Here is a 15430-nt window from a genome sequence, read left to right on the forward strand (position 1 = left end):
CGCTGCCGGGTTAGTGGAACGGAAAGATGTAGTTCATCCACGCGGCCATGCGCAGAAGGATCTTGCGCATCATCGCGATGTGATGGAAATGCTGGCTGTACAGCGCCGCCTGGCCGTAGGCGCCGCCGGGCATCTGGTCGGCGTACTGGGCATAGTCGGGATCGGTGATTTCAATGACCACCGGGACCCGGCCGGCTGGTGGTGAACCGGTGAAGCCGAGCAGCGTGCCCGAAGGTTGGACCTGGCCTTCGGCGATGACCGAAACCACGGTTTTGACCTTGCCTTCGAAAACCTTTCCGGGAATGCCGTCGAAAGCGACTTCGGCCTCGTCGCCCTCGGTCAGGCGCAACAGGCTGTTCTGGCGCATCCACGCTGCGAAGTAATGCCCTTCGGCGGGAATGAAGACCATCGAGGGGCGCAACGGCAACTTGGTCGCCATCATGCCCGGACGCAACGAAACGTGGGTAACGAAGCCTTTGCTCGGCGCGCGCACCGTGGTGTTGTCGAGTTCGTACTGCGCGCTGTCCAGTTGTGCCTTCAGGTCATCACTGCGAGCGACCACCGCATCCAATTCCCGTTGGGTGCCGAAATTACGCTTGATCAGCTCGGTGATCCGGGCGCGATCGGCCTGGGCGGCAACCAGTTGTGCCTTGAGGGATTTCAGCCGGTATTCGAAAGGCGCGGGATCGATGCGAAACAGCACATCGCCTTTTTCCAGGGGCTGGTTGGTCTTCACCGGCACGTCGATCACCTGGCCGCTGACCACGGGTATTACCGGAACCGATACGAAATAGGAACGCGCCACCTCGGAGTAGGGGTGGTTGTAGTTCATCRTGAAAATCAGCGCGCCGATGATCACGATCCCGCCCAGCACCGCCGTGGGCACCGTCCATTTGTTCAGGGGAATGCGGAAGATCTTGAAGATGGCTACGCAGAGAGCGGCATACGTCAGAATGAGTAAGAGATCCATGGCTCAAATGCCCTCGCCGAGATTGTCCGTTGGCAGCCTGCTCAGTGTCGTGCCCGTCGCCGCCTCGAGGCGCTCGATCCGCCCTTGCAGTTCGGCGACCTGTTGTTCGAGGTGAACCACATGGCTTTTGGGTGAGTGTCCGTCACTGAAACCCCAGCCCCGGTCCTCTCGATAGGCCATCGCCCAGATCCACAGGAATGGCCAGAGCGCATGCAGGGTGAACAGGCTGACCCAGCCGGTGGCGTGGATCGCATCCTGGTGAGGGTGGTTGCGGTGGACGGCAATTTCATAGGGGATGTCGTGGAGCAGGATGACCCCGTAGAACAAGATGAGCCCGACAAAGATCAGCAGGCCCAGCGCGAAGTAATCAAGCATGAATCACTCCTCTTGAAACAGGTGACGTGTGCGCATGAGTGTAGCCGTTCAATCTACACTTGACGGGGACGCGGATATCCAGCTTGAGCACCCGCTGCCTGGGCGAAGCGTTGACCGATATCGTGCAGGTACCCCCGGGCGAGGTGAATTCATGCAAACCCAAGGTCAATTCGAAAGGGCGCCTGTACTTGACCCTGTCGAGCGCATTACCGAGGTGATCTTCGGCCTGCTGATGGCCATGACGTTCACCGGCACCATCAGCGTGGCCACGGCAGACCAGGCAGCCGAGCGCTCGATGATGATTGCCGCACTCGGTTGCAATCTCGCCTGGGGACTGGCCGATGCAGTCATGTACCTGTTGCGCGCACTGGTCGAGCGCACGCGCAGGATCAAGCTGTACCTCGCCCTGCGCAATGGCACGGACGCCGCGGCCGGTCAGGCACTCATTGCGCAAGTGTTGCCATTGCAATTGGCGGTGGCAGCCGGCAGCGAGGGCCTGGAGTTGTTGCGCCGTCGACTGCTCGAGCAGCCCCCCTTGCCGACCAGGGCGGGCCTGGGCTGGAACGACTTCAAGGGTGCGCTCGGTGTTTTCCTGTTGGTCGTGTGCTCGACATTTCCACTGGTGGTGCCGTTCATACTGCTCGATCAGACGGCACTCGCCATCCGCCTGTCCAACCTGATCGGCCTCGTGGTGCTGTTCATCGCCGGCTGGATGCTCGCCAGATACGCTGGCGCCACGCAATGGCAGGGTGGGGTGATCATGGCTGCCACGGGGGGCGTGCTGATCCTTGCAATCATTGCGTTGGGTGGCTGACAACTGGGCATAATTCAACACACTAAAGACTCATTCTCATTTACTATTGCCCTTCCATTTACGTCGGGCAGCCTGGTATGGATGTTCTTGCCGCAATCCATTTTCATTTATTCCAGTGGGTGATCGAGCCGGTCACCCGGCAGTTCCTGGGCATTTTCGACGTCAACGGTCGACTCGGTCTATCCTTTCTCTGCATGTCTTACGGCGCCGCTTATTGCCTGTTCCGCTGGCGAAAATCCCGGGGCTTGACCGACGCACGTTCGTTCGGCCAGTTCATCGGCGGCCGTCGGGTTTACCTGCACCGCTCGGCGCTGCTCGACTACCGCTATTACTTCGTACTCGCCATCCTCAAGGTTGCCCTGGTGTTGCCCATCGTCGGCCTGGTCGATCCGTATGTCTTGCGTTCAGCGGACTACATCGCGTTCTTCACCCACCTGTGGGGCGCGCGCACGCAAGTGGAGGAACACCTGGCGCTGACCCTGCTTTATGGGCTGGGCGTATTTCTGGTCAAGGATTTCAGCCATTACTGGGGCCACCGCGCTTTTCATTCGCGGTACCTGTGGGCGTTCCACAAAGTCCATCATTCGGCGCCCGTGCTGGTGCCGGCGACGGCCAGCCGGGTGCACTTTCTGGAAGAAGTGGTCGAAAAGCTCACGGACATCATCTGCGTCGGCGCCTTTGCCGGTGTCTTCTGGTACGCCTGCGGCGGGGAGATCAGCCGCTATACGCTGTTTGGCGTGACCTACATGGTGTTTATCTTCAATAGCCTGGCGGCCAACCTGCGCCACAGCCATGTCTGGTTTTCCTTCGGGCCGGTGTTTGAGCGGGTGCTGAGCAGCCCGGCGCAACACCAGATTCATCACAGCGATGCACCGAGACACTTCAACAAGAACTTCGGCATCAATCTGTCACTGTGGGACTGGATGTTCGGCACGCTCTACGTCACCCGGTCCAGACCCGAGTCCATTCACTTCGGCACGGGTGAGCAGGATCACGAGCGTTACCTGACGCTGCACGGTTTGATCGTCACGCCGTTTGTGGACATTGCGCGCAAACTCCTCTCTGGGAAACGCGCGAAAGCACGGCCTGAAAGCGGATCTGATCCGTATTTTTCAGCGCAATCTGCCTCTGTAACGGATACAGCCACCAGCCCACAATAAATCTCCGGTACGGCAGCGCACGACGCCCCTGTACCGCCAATTCATAGTGTGGGAGGCCGCATGGCCAAGATGACGATTTTTCTCGGCGGTTTTCTGCTGTTGACCATCCTGATCGGTGTGCTCGCGACGATTCCACCGACGTGATTACACCCGCTGCTGTTCGTCGACGGCCAGGCGCAGTTCGCGGTAGGCCGTCACCAGTTGCTCGAGGCTGAACCCACGATTTCTGCCGCTGGGGTTGGGCAAAACCCAGACCGAGGCATGGCCGAAGGTTTTCGCTTGAAGGCCCCAGGCAATGTCGCGCTGACCGGACAGCGCGCCATACGCTGCCTTGCCCAAAAACGCCACGAAACGCGGCGCATGGCGTGCGATTTTCTGTTCGAAGTCCGCTGCGGCAGCGCTGAACTCATGCACGGACAACTGATCCGCGCTGGCCGTCGGCCGTTCGACCACCGCGGTCAATCCGCATCGATAGCTCAAGATCGTCCGATCGTCTTCCGGTCGCACAAGCTCCGGGGTAAACCCGGCGAGATGCAGCGTGCGCCAGAAGCGATTGCCGCGCCCGGCAAAATGGTGCCCCTGGGCGGCGGCCGTCATTCCGGGGTTGATGCCGCAGAAGATCACGGCCAACTGTCCGGCGAGGACATCTTCGAGTTTTTCACTCACCGCAGATCACTCTGATCGCCTGGCGTGCCAGCGCCGTCAGTTCGGCTCGGGATTTACCGGCCCGGGCACGGATCGAAATACTGTGCAGCAGAGACGAGGCGAGCACGGCAAGAGCCGACGGGTCTGCATCGCCTTTCAACTCGCCGGCATTTTTCGCCGCTTGCAGGCGAACTTCCAGGTCGGCATCCAGCCGGCTCAAGCGGTCGGACAGCACTTCACGAATTTCCGGGTCTTCGACGGCTTCGGTGGTTGCCGTGCCGATGGCGAAGCAACCGCGCGGCTGGCCGTCTCCCGAGAAGTAAATCGATAACTGCCCCTCGTAGAAACGCTGCAAGGCCTCGGCCAACGGCAGCTCCAGGTCCGTCAGCGCCTCGCGCATGGACGCCGCGGCAAACTCCCAATATTGCTCCAGCGCTTTGATATAGAGCGCGTGCTTGTCGCCGAATGCCGCATAGAGGCTGGGGCGATTCATGCCGGCGGCGGTGGCGATGCTATCGAGCGACGCGCCGGAATAGCCGGTGTTCCAGAACACACCGAGCGCCTGTTGTAACGCTGTCTGCGGGTCGTAGGCGCGAGGGCGGCCGCGGGCTTTGCCCTCTGTCGATTTATTTTGTGCCATGTCGTACAAAATCCTTGTAGGAGGATGGGTCGAGGGATATTCTTACACCATCGCACAAAATTAAGGAATCAGAAATTCCTTGTTCCAGGGTTTGTGGTAGCCGAGCGCGAACTGAGTGTTGCGGCGACGAAACCGACGCGGTGGGAGCGATCCTCCTGACCGCGCACGGGCTTGTTTGTTTACAGCATTTATTGACCTGCGGGCCGCTGGCGCTTGTTGCCGATGCCGGCCCGATTACCCGGCTAAAGGTGAACTCGATCATGACCAAATCGTTCGATATCCCGGCTTCGCAGACCTTCGAGCACCCAGGCCCAATCCCGGCTGACTCGCGTATCAACAAACCACTGAAACAGCGGTTGCGCCCCTGGCTGATGGTGGGTGTTCCTATCCTGTTCGCGGCGCTGGGCTATGCCCACCATGTGTCGGGGCAGGCGTATGTTTCGACCGACAACGCTTACGCCCGAGTGGCGAAGGCATCGATCAATGCGCGGATCTCTGGACAAGTGGTAGAGATCGCCGTCGAGGACAATCAGCAGGTCCGCAAGGGCCAGGTGTTGTTCCGGATCGACCCGAAACCGTTCCAGATCGCCGTCGACCGCGCGCAAGCACAACTGGGCGTGGCGCGGCTGCGTATTGACGGGCTCAAGGCCAGCTATCGCCAGCAACAAGCTGAACTGCAATCGGCGAAAGAGTCGGCTGACTTCGACCAGAAGGATTTTGCCCGCAAGAAGGCCTTGGTTGCGACTGAGTTCGTTTCGAAGTCGATTTACGAACGTGCCGACACCGACGTGAAGGTGGCGCGGCAACGGATCGCGTCCATCGAACAACAGATCGCCAGCACCGTGGTTGCCTTGAACGGCAATCCGGACATCGATGCCGACAGTCACCCGACGGTGCGCGAGGCCCGGGCGCAGCTCGACGAGGCGCAGTTGTACCTCTCGTACACCACGGTGTATGCGCCGCAGGATGGCATCGTGGCCAAGGTCGATGACCTGCAGGTGGGCAACCATGTGAACAACGGCGCGCCGGCCTTTGCCTTGCTGTCCGGTCACGAGATCTGGGTCGAGGCCAACTTCCGCGAGACCGACGTGACCCACATGCGCCCGGGGCAGGAAGCCACCATCCGCATCGATACCTACCCGGATCGCGTGTTCAAGGCCCACGTCACCAGCATGAGCCCGGGGGCCGGGTCGGATTTCGCGCTGCTGCCGCCGGAAAACGCGACCGGTAACTGGGTCAAGGTGACGCAGCGGGTGCCGGTACGGCTTGAACTCGACGAAGTCGACCCGGCACTGCCGCTGTTCTCCGGGACCAGCGCCACGGTGCGGATCAATACCCAGTTTCAAAGCCCCTGGTGGCACCCGCTCAAGGCATTGCTGACCGCAGGTAACTTCTGATGAACACCCAATCGGTGGTAAACCCCGGAGGGGAGGGGGCGCGCTCGCTCAGGTTCGCCGCCTTGCTGGCGACCTACATGCAGTCGGCGAACCTGCCGCTGCCGAACGCGGCACTCAGGTTGATTCAGGGCAGCCTGTCGATGAGCGACGATCAGGCGGGCTGGATTTTCACTTCGTACCTGGCCGCGAGTGCGATCAGCATGCCGCTCGCGCAATGGCTGGCCGGACGCTTTGGTTTGAAGCTCGTGTATCAGGCGGCGCTGGCGATGTTCGTCCTTGGCTTGTTGCTCGCCACGGTGGCGGCGACGCCGCTGGAGTTCGTGGGGGCGCGCATCATTCAAGGCATCGCCAGTGGCGTACTGGCGCCGCTGTCGATGGCGATTGCCATGGAAACCTTGCCGCAGGACAAGCGTGCAACGTTTGGCGCGAAGTGGACGGCGATTGTGCTGTTCGGCATCGTCAGCGGCCCGAGTATCGGCGGCTGGATCGCCGAACATTTTGGCTGGCGGCCGATGTTCTACCTCAGCGTGCCACTGTCGGCGTTTATCTTCCTGGTGGCGGCGCTGTTGCTGACCGAGAAGAAGGCGGAGAAACCTCCTGCGTTCGATTTCTTCGGTTTCGGCACCTTCACCCTCGGCCTGATCAGTCTGCAAATGTTGCTCGACCGGGGTGAGCGCCTGGACTGGTTCGCTTCGCCCGAGATCTGGCTTGAAGCCGTGGCGTCTGCGTTGGGGGCCTATCTGTTCGTGGTGCATGTGCTGACCTCGAATGTGCATTTCCTCAACAAGCGCCTGCTCAAGGACCGCAACTTTGTGTTGTCGACGGTGATCTTTTTCGCCCTCGGTTTCGTGCTGTTGTCGACCATGGCCCTGACCTCACCGATGCTGGACGAGATTCTCGGCTATCCGCCGGACACTACCGGCGCCTTGACGATTCCCCGTGGCATGGGCCTGGTTGGCGCTTTTCTGCTGATGGGGCGGCTGCCCGAGCGCTTTGACCGTCGTCCCTTCGTGGCGGCAGGCGTGGCGGTGGTGGTTTATGCCAACTGGCTGATGCTCGGCTATTCGCCGCTGATGGACGAGTGGCCCGTGGCCGTCGCCGGTGCGATCCAGGGCGTGGGCCTGGGCATCCTGATGCCGGCGGTGACCAAGGTCGCGTTCAGCACGCTCGACCCGACGCTGCGCCCCGAAGGCACAGGCCTGTTCAACCTGGCTCGTGTCTACGGCAGCACCCTGGGCGTGGCGATCGTGCAGTTGTTCTTCTTCAACAACACCCAGGCGATGCACATGGCGCTGGCCAGCAACCTGACGCCGTACCGCGCTGCTGCGCATTCGCTGGCCTCGGCGCCGTTGCAGGTGCTGGGCGGGCTCAACGAAATGATCACCGGCCAGGCCGCGTTCATCGCCGTGATCGACCAGTTCAAGATCCTGATGGTGGTGATGCTGGTGGTGAGCCCGCTGGTGTTGTTGCTTCGCAAGCCCGTTGCGGCCAATTAGTTTTCGTGGAGTTTGCCAAATGAAATCTTATGCGCTGGTCATCAACCGCTATCTGCTGCAAACGAAATTCGCGGCGTTGTCGCTGCTTGCATTCCTGACGGCCTGCACCGTTGGCCCCGACTACCAAACACCGGCGGCGAGTACGTCGCAGCACTATGACCCACAGGCCGAGCAGCGTCTGGCCCAGGGTGGCAACCCTCGCATCGACCTCGGCAGGAAGGTCAGTGGTGACTGGTGGACTGCCTTTCGCTCGCAGAAACTCGACCATGTGGTTCGTCGAGCAATCGACGGCAACCTCGATCTGGTGGCCGCCGATGCCACGATCCGGCAAGCCGCGTCTTCTGTGGCGGCGGCGCAGGGTGCGCTGTATCCGCAGGTTGATTTCGCTGGCGTGGCCGGTCGTCAACGGCTGCACAACACCAAGGAACCCTCCATTTCCAATTTCTATGCGATTGGGCCGCGGGTGGGGTTCGACCTCGATGTATTTGGTGGCAACAAGCGATTGGTCGAACAGCAGCAGGCGTTTACCGAGCTGCAAAAACACCGCTTCGAAGCGGCGTACCTGACGTTGACCGGCAACGTCGCCAGCCAGGCGTTGCTGGTGGCTTCCGCCAACGCGCAGATACAAGCCGTGGAAAAGCTGTTGGCCAATGACGCAAGGAACCTTGAGCTGGTGCGCATGGCCCACCTCAATGGCAGCACCACGCAGATCGATGTATCGCTGGCCGAGACCCGTCTCGCCCAGGACCGCACGCTGTTGCCGCCTCTTGCTCAGCAACGCGATGCCGCACGCCATGCGCTGTCAATCCTGACGGGGAAGGGGCCGGCGGACTGGATCGCTCCCGACTTCGACTTGAGCGAGTTTGCCCTGCCGTCGAACATGCCGGTGAGCCTGCCTTCGGAAATGGCCCACGACCGGCCGGATGTGCTGCAAGCCGAGGCGCAACTGCACATGGCCAGCGCAGCGGTGGGCGTGGCGACGGCGAATCTCTATCCCCACGTCACGCTGTCCGCGTCCCTGGCGCAGGCGGCTTCCGGCAATGGCGGCGCGGCACTCTGGGGTTTCGCTGCCGGGTTGGCCGGACCGCTTTTCGATGGCGGCACGCTCAAGGCTGAACAACAAGCTGCCGTCGACGGCTACAAAGCGACACTCGCCGGTTACCAACAGACGGTCATTACCTCGTTCGGCCAGGTCGCCGACACCTTGCAGGCGATCAACCATGACGCCGAGGAACATCTGGCCCAGACCGACGCATTGCGCGCGGCCGAAACCAGTTTGCAGTTGAACCAGCAGGCCTTCGCGCAAGGCGAGAACAGCATTCTCCAGGTCCTGGAAGCGGAGCGTGCCTATGAGCAGGCACTGCTGGGACAGATCCGCGTGAAAACCGCGCAGTACCTCGACACCGTGCAACTGTTCGTTGCGCTGGGCGGCAACTCCGTCGGTGCCTTCGAGCAACGCGTTGCGTCGGGCGACGGGCAGAAACCTTCGTATCAATAATGGCTGCGGCCTGGAGTAATGACATGACCTATGAAGCCTTTCACGACGGACTGCGCGATACCGGATTCCTGCTCAACCATGGTGCGGTCGAGATGCCGGCGGTTGGATTCGGGACCTTGTTCCGTGATCTCGCCACCACGACTGAAGCGGTGAAGGAGGCGCTGGCCGCCGGTTTCCGCCATTTCGATTGCGCCGAGCGTTATCGCAACGAAGCGCAGGTTGGCGTTGCATTGAAGGAAGTGCAGGAGGCCGGCAAAGTCCGGCGCGAGGAACTGTTCATCACCACCAAACTGTGGAACACCAACCATCGTCCCGAGCGCGTCGAGCCCGCGTTCGAAGCCAGTTGCCGACGCCTGCAAGTGGACTACATCGACTGCTACCTGATCCACACGCCGTTTGCCTTTCAACCCGGCGACAACCAGGACCCGAGGGATGAGCAGGGCAATGTCATCTACGACGACGGCGTGACGTTGATCGAGACGTGGCGGGCGCTTGAGCGGCTGGTGGATGAGGGGCGGGTGAGGTCCATCGGGGTGTCCGATATCACGCTGCAGGCGCTGAAGGCGCTGGTTGCCGACGCCCGGATAAAACCCGCCGTGGTGCAGGTCGAGTCCCACCCTTATTTGCCGGAGTGGGAGTTGCTGGAGTTCTGCAAGGCGCACGGGATTATCCTGCTGGCGTTTGCGCCACTGGGGCATGGCATGGAACCGAATGTGCTGCAGGACCCGGTGCTTGCCGGCATCGCCCGGCGTGTGCAGAAAACCCCGGCCCAGGTGGCGCTGGCCTGGTCGGTACAACGTGGGGTAGCGTTCCTGACCACCTCGGCAACGCCGAGCCATATCCGGGAAAACATCGATATCTCGACCTTGCCGCTCAGGGCCATGATCGAGATTCAACAAGACATCACAACCCGTATACGCTTCAACTCGGTGGTTGAAACCGGTATCCCCGGATTCATTCCGCGCAAGCAGTAGTTGCTGACGCCAGGGCGGTCCGTCACGGGGCCGTCCTGTTTGCCTATCCCTTGAGGTGAAAACGATGGATGTTTTCCAGACCCTGCGTTGTTTCGCGGCAGTGGCCCAAAGCGGCAGCTTCACCGCGGCGGCCGCGATGTTGGACACCACCACGACCAACGTTTCAAAAGCCGTTTCCAGCCTGGAGGCCCGGCTGCAAACACGGCTGATCAACCGCACCACCCGGCGCCTGGCTCTGACCGAAGCCGGCGTGCGCTATTTGCAGCGCTGCGAGCGGATTCTGCAGGACATGCGCGAGGCCGACGAAGAGGCGGGTACGGCTCAGGTCATGCCCGCAGGCCGGCTGAAAATCCATGCCATGTCGGCCATCGGCAACCATTACGTGATCGGCGCCATTGCCCGCTACCGAGAAACCTATCCTTCGGTTCTGTTTGACCTGACCGTGACCAATCGGCTGCCGGATTTGCTGGAGGAAGGCTATGACATGTCGATTGTACTGGCGCGGGACCTGCCCGATTCCGGGTTTGTCGCCCAGCGGCTGGGTATCACCTACAGCATTCTCTGCGCCTCGCCGGCTTACCTGAAAAAACGCGGGACGCCCGAATCGCCGGGTGATCTGGAAGGCCATGATTGCCTGCGAATCGTCAACACGGTCATGCCAGCCGAGAACTGGGTGTTTGAAGGCCCGCTTGGGATAGAAACGTTCAGCACGCCGGTGTCGCCCTTTCACGTCAACACAGCCGACGCCATGACTTTCGCGATCAAGAACGGGATGGGGATTGGTATTCAACCGATTGCTTCGGCCGTCGAGGGCCTGCGGGCGGGGACTTTGGTGCGGGTACTKCCAGGGTATCGGCTTGAAGAGCTGAACCTGTTTGCGATCTACCCGTCACGCAAGTTCGTGGATGCAAAAATAAAAACCTGGGTGGAATTTCTGAAGCATTCCATTCCGGGTTTGCTCGCGGCTGATGAAAAAATTGTCGGTGCATCTGTATAGCGTTGTGGTTGGCGCTGTACGCATGGAGTGTCGACCCTCCATCGTCCATACAGTGCTCAACCGTTCGAGCAACCGCTGCCCATTACTTGGTACTCAATGGTGCGGCGTTGACCCCGGGAATCTTCATAGGTCATGCGCGCCGGGACCGGTCCGCATTCATCGGCGACTTCCGATACTTCGATGACGCGCTTGATATCGAGCCTGGTGCCGTATGTGTAGGTTTCAACCGGCGTTTGGCTGGTGGCGGCAGTTGAGTGGCTGTCCTCTGCAAAGGCCTGGGCACCGGCGGCGCCAAGGGCAACAAAGAGTGCGATGTTCAACAGTTTCATGATCTTCACCTCGTGGTTGAAGCGTTGTCCTGCAAGGATGTTTAACCTTGTGAGCGGGTTGCATCTGACTGGGTTTGCTCACTTGGGTAGAGCCGATATTAGGCGTTTGGCGGGGGCGCAAAAATCGGTCGGCGGGATAAACACTGTTGCCGGATTGCTCATGAATCGAGGGGGCTTTGGCGGGGAGCCGGTCTCAAGACTTCTCCCCCAGGCAAATCAGGAACTCTGCCGATCAATATCGCGTCGCAGAACGACAGCGGTGGTGATGTCTTCAACGGATTCGTGACTGGCTACTGCATCTCTGACCCGGTTCAGATCATCAATGGTTCGCGATTCGACCTCAATGACCAGGTCGAGCTGGCCACTGACCGAGGAGACTCGTCGTACCTGCGAGTTTTGCGCAAGCAGGTCCAGCAAGCTGATTGCGGGTGTGCGTTTCAGGCATGAGGGGGCACCGCAAGAGATCCTGCAAAACCCTGTCCAGGAACGAACCCGGTCGTTCTTGAAAAAACATCTGCACGATAGATAAGTTGCGCTTTCGCTTCTGAACGCCCGGGGCAGGCGCGATCAAACGTCGAAGTTACGACGCGGGCAATGGACTGAGTCGCTTCTGGAGCTGCTGATCTTCATCGGCGTTACGGTTTGAGATCGCGGATGGTACGGAGTACCCGCCGGGGTTGCGCCAGCTGTTGATTGCTCCTTGTCCGACTTCCCATCGAAAATCACAGGCCCTTAACGACGCAAGGTCAGTTGGGCAGACGCTTACGCTGAAGCTAGCGCGACCTGTCATTTTCCTTTCGCCTGTAGCTACATTAGTCAGATTAGGCGACCCAGCGCATCACCTTCTCAAGGTGGCCAGTGTGCGCATCCAGTTGTTCATTGAGAACTACAAAGCCCTGGTTCTCATAGAAATGGATACTGGGCGCATTCGCCGAATACACAGTCAGCTGTAGAGTTGACTTGGATGCCATGACGTCCGCGAGAAGCTGCGTACCTATGCCGTCCCCCTGACGCTCAGGCGATACGAATAGCGCCGCAAGTGTGTCTCCATACACAGAGCAGAATCCTGCTACCGTCCCGTCTGCCTCAAACACTCGGGACATGGCGCCGGGTAGGTAGACCTCAYGCATGGCAGCAAGCTGGCTACGCCAGAATTCGGGGGCTATGAAGTGATGCGCCTGGATTGACGCTCGTAGCCAAATGTCCAATACGGGCTCCAGGTCAACGTTTCGAAAGTCGCGGATCATGAGGCCTCAACGATTGAGTCAGGAAGAAAACATTGTGCCAAATGCGTGCTCCGCGCAACGGTCCTCCGTTTGCAGATCTACCTGGCACTGATTCTGATCGATCAGCCATACATGGGGCTGRAACTGTGACCGCCAACGCCAGCACCGGTTTGCTCTGGACGCTGACAGTCTATTTGAGCCGCTGGCATGAGTATCGCCCCGTACGGCCTGCCGATTCCGTTGATGGTCATGGTCGCACTGATCGTTTTTTTGCTCAGCACGCCACTATCGACTGATTAAGCCTGGGCCAGGCGTCCTACGCGTAACCAGCCAACGACCACTGCGCCAATCAGCAAAAAGCCCAGGTAGCCAAAGAGTGGATAGACCTGGCCCACCAGGTTGACAAACCCGACCAGGCTACCGACGAAAGCCAGTGCGCCAGCGGCCGCTGAGCCGACGCGGAATTTGCGAGTGCCTGCCGGCAGTAGCCGGGCCGAAAAGGAATACAAGGTACCGACGGCCGTGTTGACGATCATCAGGAAAATGATCACCGCCATCAGCAGACCGAGGACTGGCGAAACCTCCGTGGCGATGGACAGCATGGGCATTGGCAAATCCGCCACGCTGTCCAGGCGTGACAGCAATCCCAGGCTCATCACCAGCATCAGCAGCCCCAGCAACGCGCCACCGAAGATGCCACCCCAGATGGCTTGCTTCTCGGATTTCGCAGCGCCGCCCATGATCGCCAGAAACGGCACCCCGGCCACGATGTTGTAAGACACGTACAATAACGCTCCCAGCAGCCAATGGCTCGCGCCAGCGTCTTGCTGGCTGGCCAGTTGATTTAGCTCACCGAAACTCAAGCCCCGGGTGGCGACGCCATACAGGGCCACCGCTACCGCCGTCAGGATCAACAGCGGAGTGACGGCGCCAATCATGCCAATCACTTTCTGCACATCCAGGCACACGATGGCGACCACGATCAGGGTCACCGCCACGCTGCCGAACATGGCGGGAATGCCGAACTGTTGTTCCAGCAAGGCGCCGCCGCCGGCCAACATGACCACGGTCACCGCAAACATGAAGAAGGTGATCATCAGGTCGACAAAGGTGCCCAGGTAGCGTCCGCACAGTGCATGGACTACGTCCTTGTGGGACTTTGCCTGCAGTCGGCTACCCATGCCCGCCAATGCCATCCCGAGAAAGGTGAAGAGTGCGGCGCTGACCACCGTCCCGAGCAGTCCCCATACGCCGAAATCCACGAACATCATCTGCAGCTCCCGGCCGGAGGCGAATCCTGCACCGACAATCACACCGACAAATGCACCGGCTATTTTCAGACTTTCTTTCATGACGATTTCCCTCGAATTGTTTTTGTTATGGCTTATGGGGACGACCACTGTTCATGGCCGTCCCGGGGCATCGCACTGGCAAACGGCAGGGGTGGATCAGCGGGCGCCGACCCAGGCCTGGACTTCGATTTCCACGTCGACCCCCAGCGCCAACTGGGCGCCGCCGACCGTGGAACGCACCGGGTAACCATTCTCGAAGTGGCGCTTGTACACCTCGTTGAAACCGGCGAAATGTTGCATGTCCGTCAGCCACACTGTGGCCTTCACCACCTGGTCAAAACCCACGCCGCATTCGGCCAGGGTCTCCCCGATGCGGGCCATGGCAGCCTCGGTTTGCTCGCGGATATCACCGAGCACCACTTCGCCCAGAGGGTTCATCGGGACTTGCCCCGAGAGGAACAGAAAGTCGCCGACCCGAATGGCCTTGGAGAACGGATAGGGCAGGTGGCTGGGGTAACGCTGGAAATTGTCAGACATGGTATGCAACCTCATTGGGGTGATTGATTAGCGCAAGCGACCAAGTGCCAGGCGTTGTGGCTCGACGCCCTGGCGGCGCAGTGCTTCGGGTAGGGGTTGATCGAGCAATTGGGCACAGGCCAGTTGCGATACGCCAGCCGCGGACTGAATGCCATAACCGCCCTGTGCCGCCAGCCAGAAGAAGCCTTCGCGGTGATCGTCCCAGCCAACCACCAGATCACCGTCGGCGACGAACGAGCGCAGGCCGGCCCAGCTGTGGCGTGGGCGGCGGATGGACAAGGAGGTGGCGGCTTCGATGTGGTAGATCCCGGTGGCGATGTCCAGCTCTTCGGGCATCACGTCCTGTGGCGGGACGGGATCGGCGTTGGCCGGCGAACCCAGCAGTTGGCCGGCGTCCGGTTTGAAGTAAAAGCTTTCGTCGATGCCGATCACCGCAGGCCAGCGTGAGAAGTCGATGCCTTCAGGGCCGTCGAAGGTAAAGGCGCTGCGTCGGCAGGGCTGCAACCCAATGGGCTGCACGCCGCACTGCTGTGCCACCTGGTCGGCCCAGGCGCCCGCGGCATTCACCAGGTTGCGTGCGCGCAACTGGCGGCCGTCGGCCAGTGTCAGGTGCCAGTGACGACCTTCGCGGGTGGCGACGCTCAGTTGGGCATCGCACTGCAGCACGCCACCGGCACGGCGCATGGCCCGTAAAAAACCCTGGTGCAACGCGTGGACGTCCAGGTCGCGGGCGTCGGTTTCGAGCATCGCCCCGACAATCGCTTCCGGGCGCAGGCAGGGCACCAACGCGAGGGCCTGCTCGGTATCAATCAATGAAACATTGCCAGCCTGTGCCTGCCCGGCATCGAAGGTTTGTTGCAGCAGGGATTGTTGCCCCTCGCCGGCGATGTACAGACAGCCGCGAGGCTCCAGCAGTGCATGTTCGGTGAAGTCAGTGGGCGGTTGCTCATAGAAGTCCCGGCTGGCGCGGGTCAATGCCTGGATCTGCGGTGTGCCATAGCTTTCCATGAACATCGCGGCGGAGCGTCCGGTGGCGTGATAGCCCGGCTGGCTCTCACGCTCGAGCACCACAACGCTGGC

General features: G+C 60.7%; 16 protein-coding genes and 2 pseudogenes. 8 read left to right on the forward strand and 10 right to left on the reverse strand.

The genetic code is table 11. From position 1 onward, the window contains the following. Positions 1 to 10 precede the first annotated feature (10 nt). Complete coding sequence (locus AC1DVH_RS07725) at positions 11 to 970, reverse strand: HlyD family secretion protein (protein ID WP_477753292.1); 960 nt, start codon at positions 968 to 970, stop codon at positions 11 to 13. Between the two features lie 3 nt (positions 971 to 973). Further along, positions 974 to 1345, reverse strand: coding sequence for a DUF3302 domain-containing protein (locus AC1DVH_RS07730; protein ID WP_477753293.1), 372 nt, complete (start codon positions 1343 to 1345; stop codon positions 974 to 976). Between the two features lie 151 nt (positions 1346 to 1496). On the opposite strand from AC1DVH_RS07730, the gene AC1DVH_RS07735 reads away from it, so the two are divergent. Together AC1DVH_RS07735 and AC1DVH_RS07740 are read left to right on the forward strand one after the other, a co-directional pair. After that, a complete protein-coding gene (locus tag AC1DVH_RS07735; protein ID WP_477753294.1) occupies positions 1497 to 2159 on the forward strand; it encodes a hypothetical protein in 663 nt (220 codons plus the stop codon). 77 nt (positions 2160 to 2236) lie between these two features. Beyond that, a complete protein-coding gene (locus AC1DVH_RS07740; protein ID WP_477753295.1) occupies positions 2237 to 3319 on the forward strand; it encodes a sterol desaturase family protein in 1083 nt (360 codons plus the stop codon). Positions 3320 to 3463: 144 nt separating this feature from the next. On the opposite strand, the gene mug is transcribed toward AC1DVH_RS07740, so the two are convergent. Together mug and AC1DVH_RS07750 are read right to left on the reverse strand one after the other, a co-directional pair. Continuing rightward, entirely contained in the window at positions 3464 to 3985 is a 522-nt protein-coding gene (gene mug / locus AC1DVH_RS07745) for a G/U mismatch-specific DNA glycosylase (protein WP_477753296.1), read from the reverse strand. Continuing rightward, positions 3978 to 4604, reverse strand: coding sequence for a TetR/AcrR family transcriptional regulator (locus AC1DVH_RS07750; protein WP_477753297.1), 627 nt, complete (start codon positions 4602 to 4604; stop codon positions 3978 to 3980). Before AC1DVH_RS07750 ends, mug begins: the two co-directional genes overlap by 8 nt. A gap of 260 nt (positions 4605 to 4864) precedes the next feature. Between AC1DVH_RS07750 and AC1DVH_RS07755 the strand changes: the two genes are divergently transcribed. The 5 genes from AC1DVH_RS07755 (at position 4865) to AC1DVH_RS07775 (ending at position 10966) form a co-directional block, all read left to right on the forward strand. Beyond that, on the forward strand, positions 4865 to 6001 hold the full coding sequence (locus AC1DVH_RS07755) for an HlyD family secretion protein (RefSeq protein WP_477753298.1): 1137 nt from the start codon (positions 4865 to 4867) through the stop codon (positions 5999 to 6001). Continuing rightward, positions 6001 to 7497, forward strand: a complete 1497-nt coding sequence (locus AC1DVH_RS07760) for a DHA2 family efflux MFS transporter permease subunit (RefSeq protein ID WP_477753299.1) — start codon at positions 6001 to 6003, stop codon at positions 7495 to 7497. The genes AC1DVH_RS07755 and AC1DVH_RS07760 overlap by 1 nt, the downstream gene beginning before the upstream one ends. A 19-nt stretch (positions 7498 to 7516) precedes the next feature. Further along, positions 7517 to 8995, forward strand: coding sequence for an efflux transporter outer membrane subunit (locus AC1DVH_RS07765; protein WP_477753300.1), 1479 nt, complete (start codon positions 7517 to 7519; stop codon positions 8993 to 8995). A 23-nt stretch (positions 8996 to 9018) separates the two neighbouring features. After that, positions 9019 to 9969: an aldo/keto reductase gene (locus tag AC1DVH_RS07770; RefSeq protein WP_477753301.1), complete on the forward strand. Its 951-nt coding sequence runs from the start codon at positions 9019 to 9021 to the stop codon at positions 9967 to 9969. Positions 9970 to 10033: 64 nt separating this feature from the next. Continuing rightward, entirely contained in the window at positions 10034 to 10966 is a 933-nt protein-coding gene (locus AC1DVH_RS07775; RefSeq protein ID WP_477753302.1) for a LysR family transcriptional regulator, read from the forward strand. Positions 10967 to 11022: 56 nt separating this feature from the next. Here the strand turns inward: AC1DVH_RS07775 and AC1DVH_RS07780 are convergent, their stop codons facing one another. Together AC1DVH_RS07780 and AC1DVH_RS07785 are read right to left on the reverse strand one after the other, a co-directional pair. Further along, positions 11023 to 11295 carry a DUF2790 domain-containing protein gene (locus AC1DVH_RS07780; RefSeq protein ID WP_477753303.1) on the reverse strand — a complete coding sequence of 91 codons (273 nt, stop codon included), beginning with the start codon at positions 11293 to 11295 and terminating at the stop codon, positions 11023 to 11025. 216 nt (positions 11296 to 11511) lie between these two features. Next, positions 11512 to 11736, reverse strand: a pseudogene (locus tag AC1DVH_RS07785) (Lrp/AsnC ligand binding domain-containing protein); the annotation flags it as partial. A gap of 4 nt (positions 11737 to 11740) precedes the next feature. Here AC1DVH_RS07785 and AC1DVH_RS07790 point away from each other — a divergent pair. Beyond that, positions 11741 to 11824, forward strand: a pseudogene (locus AC1DVH_RS07790) (polar amino acid ABC transporter ATP-binding protein); the annotation flags it as partial. A gap of 292 nt (positions 11825 to 12116) precedes the next feature. Here AC1DVH_RS07790 and AC1DVH_RS07795 read toward each other — a convergent pair. The 4 genes from AC1DVH_RS07795 to AC1DVH_RS07810 all read right to left on the reverse strand — a co-directional run. Continuing rightward, entirely contained in the window at positions 12117 to 12542 is a 426-nt protein-coding gene (locus tag AC1DVH_RS07795) for a GNAT family N-acetyltransferase (protein ID WP_477753304.1), read from the reverse strand. Positions 12543 to 12817: 275 nt separating this feature from the next. Then, a complete protein-coding gene (locus AC1DVH_RS07800) occupies positions 12818 to 13873 on the reverse strand; it encodes a YkvI family membrane protein (protein WP_477753305.1) in 1056 nt (351 codons plus the stop codon). A gap of 96 nt (positions 13874 to 13969) precedes the next feature. Further along, a complete protein-coding gene (locus AC1DVH_RS07805; RefSeq protein ID WP_477753306.1) occupies positions 13970 to 14350 on the reverse strand; it encodes a RidA family protein in 381 nt (126 codons plus the stop codon). Positions 14351 to 14377: 27 nt separating this feature from the next. Further along, on the reverse strand, positions 14378 to 15430 hold a 1053-nt coding region (locus AC1DVH_RS07810), incomplete at its 5' end, for an NAD(P)/FAD-dependent oxidoreductase (protein WP_477753307.1).

Source organism: Pseudomonas sp. P4_C3 (genome assembly GCF_056402075.1).

Excerpts from the sequence above, each read along its gene's own strand:
- AC1DVH_RS07800 (WP_477753305.1), bottom strand. The coding sequence starts at position 13,873 with ATGAAAGAAAGTCTGAAAATAGCCGGTGCATTTGTCGGTGTGATTGTC.
- AC1DVH_RS07730 (WP_477753293.1), bottom strand. The coding sequence starts at position 1,345 with ATGCTTGATTACTTCGCGCTGGGCCTGCTGATCTTTGTCGGGCTCATC.
- AC1DVH_RS07805 (WP_477753306.1), bottom strand. The coding sequence starts at position 14,350 with ATGTCTGACAATTTCCAGCGTTACCCCAGCCACCTGCCCTATCCGTTC.
- AC1DVH_RS07735 (WP_477753294.1), top strand. The coding sequence starts at position 1,497 with ATGCAAACCCAAGGTCAATTCGAAAGGGCGCCTGTACTTGACCCTGTC.
- AC1DVH_RS07755 (WP_477753298.1), top strand. The coding sequence starts at position 4,865 with ATGACCAAATCGTTCGATATCCCGGCTTCGCAGACCTTCGAGCACCCA.
- AC1DVH_RS07760 (WP_477753299.1), top strand. The coding sequence starts at position 6,001 with ATGAACACCCAATCGGTGGTAAACCCCGGAGGGGAGGGGGCGCGCTCG.
- AC1DVH_RS07780 (WP_477753303.1), bottom strand. The coding sequence starts at position 11,295 with ATGAAACTGTTGAACATCGCACTCTTTGTTGCCCTTGGCGCCGCCGGT.
- AC1DVH_RS07770 (WP_477753301.1), top strand. The coding sequence starts at position 9,019 with ATGACCTATGAAGCCTTTCACGACGGACTGCGCGATACCGGATTCCTG.
- AC1DVH_RS07750 (WP_477753297.1), bottom strand. The coding sequence starts at position 4,604 with ATGGCACAAAATAAATCGACAGAGGGCAAAGCCCGCGGCCGCCCTCGC.
- AC1DVH_RS07740 (WP_477753295.1), top strand. The coding sequence starts at position 2,237 with ATGGATGTTCTTGCCGCAATCCATTTTCATTTATTCCAGTGGGTGATC.
- AC1DVH_RS07765 (WP_477753300.1), top strand. The coding sequence starts at position 7,517 with ATGAAATCTTATGCGCTGGTCATCAACCGCTATCTGCTGCAAACGAAA.